A 3,395-nucleotide genomic window follows, 5' to 3' on the forward strand; every position below is an offset into this window, starting at 1 on the left:
TTAATTAATGAACATGAATTTATTACTTTTCCGCAAGGAAACGGTCGAAGCGAGACGCGATGTTTGGCTTGGCAGCTCCCGTCTGAGCCCGCCGGTTTCGGTTCAGCTTGCTGCTGTCATTAGCTGCTTGATACTCGCGCAAATTATCGCGGTTCTCACGTTTGGTCAATATACGCGCCGTGTTCGCGTTTACGGCGCTGTGGTGCTGGGAACGGATACGACGACAAACCTTGGAGAAACAGAGGCCTTCGTTAAAGAAAAACTGCAACGCAGAATTGACGAGTTTGGTGAAGCGATCAGGCAGCGGGTGCAACTAGATCAGGTTGATAAACATTCTCTAGCCGAACGCAAAGCTGCTATTGAGCGAGAGATCGAGCGCGTTGATGCGCAGATTGAACAGACAAGTGCTTCTATTTCGGTGCTGCAACCACGTGCCGACAAATATCGCAAGCTGGTTGATCGGGGCATTACATTGGAACGCAGTTTCGATACTGCTGAGCAAAATTACATGCAAAGCCGCCAACAGCTTGAAGCATTGCGCAGACAGCGCGTGCAGCTTGACGGCATGACATCGGAGATTGGCTCTAAACTCGCAGGATTTGATGCGTCTGCAGCCATTAAGCTTGGAGAAATACACCAGCAGATATCGATACTGAAAGAGCAATTAGCGCAAGTAGAAGCGCGCCGGGCCGTTGTGGTTTCTGCTCTTGCAAGTGGCACGGTTGCAGCTGTAATGGCGCATTCCGGTCAGTTGGTCGCAGCCGGTTCATCCCTCGTATCGATTTTGCCGACCGGTGAAACCATGGAAGTTCATCTACTTGCCGATAGCAACGCGATTGGTTTTATACGGGAAGGTGCGCGCATACTATTGCGCTATACGGCCTTCCCCTATCAGAAATTCGGCCAGTATGGCGGACAGATTACCAAAGTATCGCGTGTGATGCTGCGACAAGCAGAAATGGACGCTGACGCACTTGCCGCTCAACCGCAGGCCTCGGCCGCTTCATACCGAATTACAGTCCGGCCGGATCAGAATAATGTTCTGGCTTATGGAAAAGCCGAGCCATTGCGAGTTGGCATGAGCGTTGAAGCGGATTTGCTGTTGGATAAACGCCCACTTTATCAATGGCTGTTAGAACCGCTTTACAGTTTGCGCGGCTGGACGGCGGATCAAGTCGCGGAAAACCCGTGATAATGCATGGGCTGAACGTTTCCTTTTCACTGAAACGTCAGTTGCCGGTTATTTTTGCAAACCGAAGTCGCAGAATGCGGCCTTGCATGTCTGGCGATGGTGGCAAGCTACTACTGGAAAGCCGGCCTCCGCCCCAACCGAATTTTTGCTACAGAATCGTAAGCGGTCAGCCGATGGCGTTAGGCTTGAAGTTCCAATGCATAAGGGCTTCGATTTCGGTTACAGGCCAGTCGAGTGGATCGACGCTGTTCATTTTGCATGTTTATGCCGACCAAGAATCTATGCCGAATGTCTCTTCTGACAGGAACGGTCCATAGGCGTTCCCGGAGGGTTCGGCCGTGTGCCGGCGGGTGACACGCGGCATAGTTCTTATGCTCAGAGGGCGTTCAGGAATTCCAGAAGCCGGTCGCTTGGTCAAAATCGCTCGGCCTTGGCGCGTTCGTACGGCTTCAGCTTTGCGAGTGCAGATTCCTTCAGTTCGAGATGCGCATTGCTGACGCGCTTTGGCAATATATCTGTTCAGCAGTACCTGCACGCCGTCAGCGCTGAGCTTGCCACCATGTATGTTCGGAAAGAGCGCCGTTGCGCTTAGATTTCTGGGCGTCTCCTTGAGACAGTGACGAAGGGCTTGTTGTGCAAGCTTTGTGAGTGGGGTACATCGTACTTTGCGGTCCTTGCCCATGGATTATGACGGGCAAGAACCTCGACAACATCGGCGATAGCTGCGGACGATCTTCTGACGGACACGACCATGTTCCGACTCCGTTCATCTGCACCAATTTATAGTACAGATTGTCTTGAATGTCCACGCCAAAGGAGCCAACGCACATCGCGGATCATGTCCCGAAAGATGGTGTATGATGATTTGGGATGCGGAAATGCAGCGTTGATTATGTCAGGTTTCGATAGCTTCTTATGCCCGAAAACAGCAGTTGAGAGATTGAAAAGGTCCCTGCCCTTGCCTTTTGGGTAAGGGATCTCAAATAACCGCCAGGCGATTTGATGGCCGATAGTTTCTGCAGAATCCAGGCAATAGCGGTCGAAGCGGTTTCTGACCCCATGAAACGGATAGCTTCCTGATAGGCTGATTGACTGATGCCGAGAAAGCACGAGACAATACGTGAAGCATCAAGAAGCTCACGCCATGTGCCAATTCCGTTGGTTCCGTATTCGCAAATATCTGGACATGTTCTTAGCACCTGGTCGAGAGAAATGGATGGCATTAACTCGACAGGAGTTTGCCGTTCAGCTTTCACGGGAACTGGTGTTTCCGCAGAAGCCGCTCTCAAATCAATCTTTTTGCCATTTTGAGATTCAAAAAGGGATTCTGGCAGGGATTCATTATGCTGCCGCTCATATTGGGCGACGCTGCCGCTCATTTCTTGAACAATCCCTATTGTTTTCAAAGTGATAGCCATTTCACCACGAATGGCTTCAAGAGCGGCCCTGATCGCGGACAGTTCATCAAGAGATGCGCGGCGAGGGATAGCGTCGACAACAGTGCGAAAGCGAACAAACAATGCTTCGAGACATTCCCCAGGTTCACCTGTTTTCTGGACCATATCCGCAAAAGCCGATGCCAGGTCTCTTCGTATGACTGACACTTCGTCGCGTAGACGCTTCAGTGTTTTCTGATCGGCGAGAATTTGATCGGCGATAACGGCAATTTCTGACGCGCGATCAAGCAAAGGCGCAAAGGAAAAGCCGAAGGCAAGTTCAACGCCGCCTTCCCTGTCCTTATGAGCATAGCGCTTACGCGTCGGGCTATCTTTGCGCGCGATGATCCCGGCTTCGACCAGTGAAGCGAGGTGACGGCGCAACGTCGATTCAGGCATGCCATGAGCACGTAGCGAAAGCTGACGATTGGACGGGAAAACGACGAGGCCAGTTTTCTCATTCATGTCATCGTCAGGGAGAAATGACAAAAGCGAGCTCAGCACGGCGAGGCAGCGATCATTGAGATCGAGTGCTGACTTGGCCAAGCAAAGCTGTTTGTAAATCACCCATCTGTTTACCCCCCTGCCCTGCATTTTATGCAGTTCAGGTTGGGCAAAACTATTCCTTCGCCCGTGTAACACGGACGTAACAGTTGCTAGAATTTGCATTTCCTCTCACCTTTCAAAAGGCAAAAGAAATCCACCCGCCAAATTGACGTCTATGACTCTTGACACTGATTCATGGAAATGCGATTCTCAGTCTGCTA

The 3,395-nt window shown here is 51.2% G+C and carries 3 protein-coding genes; 2 read left to right on the forward strand and 1 reads right to left on the reverse strand.

Annotated features, from left to right (window positions below; translation table 11 throughout):
* The first annotated feature begins 7 nt into the window (after window positions 1-7).
* Window positions 8-1,192, forward strand: coding sequence for an HlyD family secretion protein (locus tag ACTJKP_RS26525; RefSeq protein WP_440632673.1), 1,185 nt, complete (start codon window positions 8-10; stop codon window positions 1,190-1,192).
* Window positions 1,193-1,246: 54 nt separating this feature from the next.
* Entirely contained in the window at window positions 1,247-1,354 is a 108-nt protein-coding gene (locus ACTJKP_RS26530; RefSeq protein WP_440632784.1) for a cysteine peptidase family C39 domain-containing protein, read from the forward strand.
* Window positions 1,355-2,082: 728 nt separating this feature from the next.
* On the opposite strand, the gene repC is transcribed toward ACTJKP_RS26530, so the two are convergent.
* The gene (repC, locus tag ACTJKP_RS26535) at window positions 2,083-3,297 is read right to left on the reverse strand and encodes a plasmid replication protein RepC (RefSeq protein WP_440632785.1); all 1,215 of its coding nucleotides are present in this window, start codon (window positions 3,295-3,297) and stop codon (window positions 2,083-2,085) included.
* Window positions 3,298-3,395: the final 98 nt, after the last annotated feature.

Origin of the sequence: Brucella sp. 22210 (assembly GCF_052045675.1) — a bacterium.
Lineage (GTDB): Bacteria > Pseudomonadota > Alphaproteobacteria > Rhizobiales > Rhizobiaceae > Brucella.